Genomic DNA, 3,282 nt, shown 5'->3' on the forward strand with positions numbered 1-3,282 from the left:
GGGGGATTCTCAAGGGGGGCGAGCTTTGCGCCCTGCCTTCTTCAAGTGAGCCCCCTTTGAGCGTCCTTCTTTGGTTCCTTTCTTTGACGTAAAGAAAGGAACTCGCCGCCGGTCGACTACCGGCAGGCCCTCCGTCCACTGGGCGGAATATCTAAAATCGCCGCGCGGCGGAACGCGCTCGTGATTCTTGCCGCCGGCGGGCGGCAATTCCCGCAAAATTCGCGCCGCTTTATGAGCGGCAACCAAAAAGCCACCGCCGCGCAAGCGGCAAAAAAGGAGAACGTCATGGCAATCAAAGTTGGAATGGTATCCCTCGGATGCTCAAAGAACCAGGTGGACGCGGAACTGATGCTCGCGCTGATCGTGCAGGGCGGGTACGAGCTTTGCGCCGACGCGCAGGCATGCGACGTGGTGATCGTCAACACCTGCGGGTTCATCGAGGACGCGAAGCGGGAGAGCATTGAGACGATCCTCGAATTCGCGCAGATGAAGGAAGAGGGCAAAATCAGGGCGGTTGTCGTGACCGGATGCCTTGCCGAGCGGTACCGCGAACAGGTGGCGCTGGAGATTCCCGAGGCGGACGTGGTGCTCGGCATCGGCCGAAACGCGGAGATCATCCGGGCGATCGAGGACGCGCTCGCGGGCAGAAGGACGGTCGCGTTCGGGGAGAAGGACGCCCTGCCGCTCGAGGGGGAGCGCGTCCTTGCCAACGAACCCTTTTACGCCTATCTCAAGGTGGCGGACGGATGCGACAACCGCTGCTCCTACTGCGCCATCCCGCTCATCCGCGGGAATTTCCGCAGCCGCCCGATGGAAAAGATCGTGGAGGAAGCGAAACGGCTTGCCGCGCGCGGCGTGACCGAATTGAACGTCGTGGCGCAGGACACCACGCGCTACGGCGAGGACCTCTACGGACGGCTGGCGTTGCCCGAGCTGCTTGAGGAGCTCTGCAAAATCGACGGGGTCCGGTGGGTGCGCATCCTCTACTGCTATCCCGACCGGATCACCGACCGCCTGCTCGACGTGATGGCGCGGCAAGAGAAGATCGTCAAGTACATGGATGTGCCCATCCAGCATGTGAGCGGCCGGATTTTGAAGCTCATGAACCGGCGCGGCGACGCGGAAGGCCTCGCGGCGCTGATGGAAAGAATCCGCGCGAAGGTGCCGGGGGTGGTGCTGCGCACGACGCTGATCACCGGCTTCCCGACCGAGACGGAGGAGGAATTCACCGAGCTGTGCGAATTTATCCGCGCGGCGCGGTTCGAACGGCTCGGCTGTTTTGCCTATTCCGCCGAGGAGGACACGCCCGCGGGGGAGATGGACGGGCAGATCGACGAAGAGGTCAAAAGACGGCGCGCGCAGGTTGTCATGGAGCAGCAATATGATATAATGGAGGAAGTGAACCGCGCGCAGCTGGGCAAGACGCTGACGGTGGCGGTCGAGGGCCGCGAGGGAAGGCTGTGGTACGGCCGCAGCTATATGGACGCGCCCGACATCGACACGAAGGTCTTTTTCACGAGCGGGCGCGGACACCTGCCGGGCGACTACGTCGAGGTCACGATCGACGGGGTCGAGCAGTATGATTTAAAGGGAAGGGCTCTGGACTGATATGAACCTGCCAAATAAGCTCACCGTCCTGCGCATGGCGCTGATACCGGTGTTTCTGGTCTTCCTGCTGGCGGACGGGATCCCGCACGCCTATCTGTTCGCGGCGGTCATCTTTGCCGTCGCCTCCTTCACCGACTACCTCGACGGACACATCGCCCGCAGGGACGGGCTCGTCACCAATTTCGGCAAGCTCATGGACCCGCTTGCGGATAAGCTGCTTGTCTTTTCGGCGCTCATCTGCTTCATCCCCAAGGGCCGCGCGTCGGCGCTCGCGGTGTTCATCATCCTCGCGCGGGAGCTGCTCGTCACCTCGGTGCGCCTCGTCGCCGCCGAGCAGGGACGCGTCATCGCCGCCGACATCTGGGGCAAGCTGAAAACCGTCTTTCAGATCGTCTGGGTGCTGTATACCCTGCTGGCCATGTGGGTGACGTGGAGCCTGCTGCCCCCCTCGCCGGAGTCCTATTCGATGTGGTTTTTCATCGGGGACGCGGTGTTGCAGTCGCTCGTCGTGCTGCTGACCGTCCTTTCGGGGGTCAACTACGTGTGGAAAAACCGCGACCTGCTCTCCGACGTGAAATAACCCCTTGCAAGTTTCACACAAATATGGTATGGTTTGCATATAGTAGATCGATACTGCGTTGACCGGGAGAAGTACCCGCAACACCCCGCGACAGAGAGAACGCGCCGCCGGCTGCAAGCGCGTTTCGCGGCAGGCTGCGTGGGAAATGCGCCCGCGAGCACGCGGCCTGAACGGGGCTTCCCCAACTAGGGCGGCGCGTATCCCGCGTTAAGGGAAAGGGGTGTAAGCCCTGAGCGAGAAATCGAAGTGGAACCGCGGAATCTCCGCCTTCGTTTGGCCAAGTGCCGGACGGGGCGGTTTTTATTTTTTATTCACGAGTTCATAACAACCTTTCTGGGAGGTATGATAAGGATGTTTGACGCGATCAAAAAGGATGTCCGGGCGGTCAAGGAACGCGATCCGGCAGCACGCAACAGCTTTGAGGTGCTGCTGCTTTCGAGCGGCCTGCACGCCATCATGATGCACCGCCCCGCGCACTGGCTCTATACGCACAGGGCCTACCTGCCCGCGCGCTGCATCAGCCAGCTTTCCCGTTTTCTGACCGGCATCGAGATACACCCCGGCGCGAAGATCGGCCAGGGGGTTTTAATCGACCACGGCATGGGGGTCGTCATCGGCGAGACCGCCGAGGTCGGCGACGGCTGCACGATCTACCAGGGGGTCACTCTGGGCGGCACGGGCAAGGACAAGGGCAAGCGCCACCCGACGCTCGGCAAAAACGTGACGGTCGGCTGCGGGGCCAAAATCCTGGGACCCTTCAAGGTCGGCGACGGCGCGAAGGTCGCCGCCAACGCCGTGCTGCTCGAATCGATCCCGCCCGCTTCGACGGCGGTGGGCGTGCCCGCGCGCATCGCGCGGGTGGGCGGCCGCAAGCCCAACACCCTCGACCACGTCCACCTGCCCGACCCGGTCGCGCAGGAGATCTGCAAGCTGCAATTCGAGCTTGACCGGCTCGAAAGGCGCATCCGCGAGCTCGAAAAGGAGCAGAAGGCGGCCCCGGCGGACGACCGGGTGCGCATTCCGCAGGAATAGACAGGGATTTTCCCGCCGGTCCCGGGCGCGGCGAAACCGCACGGCCGGGCGGCGGGCCAGCC

General features: G+C 63.1%; 3 protein-coding genes. All 3 read left to right on the forward strand.

Annotated elements, in window-relative coordinates; all coding sequences use genetic code 11:
• The first annotated feature begins 285 nt into the window (after window positions 1-285).
• The 3 genes from rimO (at window position 286) to epsC (ending at window position 3,220) form a co-directional block, all read left to right on the forward strand.
• A complete protein-coding gene (rimO, locus tag RDM88_RS12335) occupies window positions 286-1,608 on the forward strand; it encodes a 30S ribosomal protein S12 methylthiotransferase RimO (RefSeq protein ID WP_308755123.1) in 1,323 nt (440 codons plus the stop codon).
• Between the two features lies 1 nt (window position 1,609).
• Window positions 1,610-2,188 (forward strand): CDP-diacylglycerol--glycerol-3-phosphate 3-phosphatidyltransferase, encoded by a 579-nt coding sequence (gene pgsA, locus RDM88_RS12340; protein ID WP_308755124.1) that lies wholly within the window; start codon window positions 1,610-1,612, stop codon window positions 2,186-2,188.
• A 321-nt stretch (window positions 2,189-2,509) separates the two neighbouring features.
• A complete protein-coding gene (gene epsC, locus RDM88_RS12345) occupies window positions 2,510-3,220 on the forward strand; it encodes a serine O-acetyltransferase EpsC (RefSeq protein WP_308755125.1) in 711 nt (236 codons plus the stop codon).
• Window positions 3,221-3,282: the final 62 nt, after the last annotated feature.

Source organism: uncultured Anaerotruncus sp., from assembly GCF_902490045.1.
In the GTDB taxonomy this organism is placed as follows: domain Bacteria; phylum Bacillota; class Clostridia; order Oscillospirales; family Ruminococcaceae; genus Anaerotruncus.

What these genes read in the sequence shown, in the direction of transcription:
- pgsA (WP_308755124.1), top strand. Translation starts at nt 1,610, where the DNA reads ATGAACCTGCCAAATAAGCTCACCGTCCTGCGCATGGCGCTGATACCG.
- rimO (WP_308755123.1), top strand. Translation starts at nt 286, where the DNA reads ATGGCAATCAAAGTTGGAATGGTATCCCTCGGATGCTCAAAGAACCAG.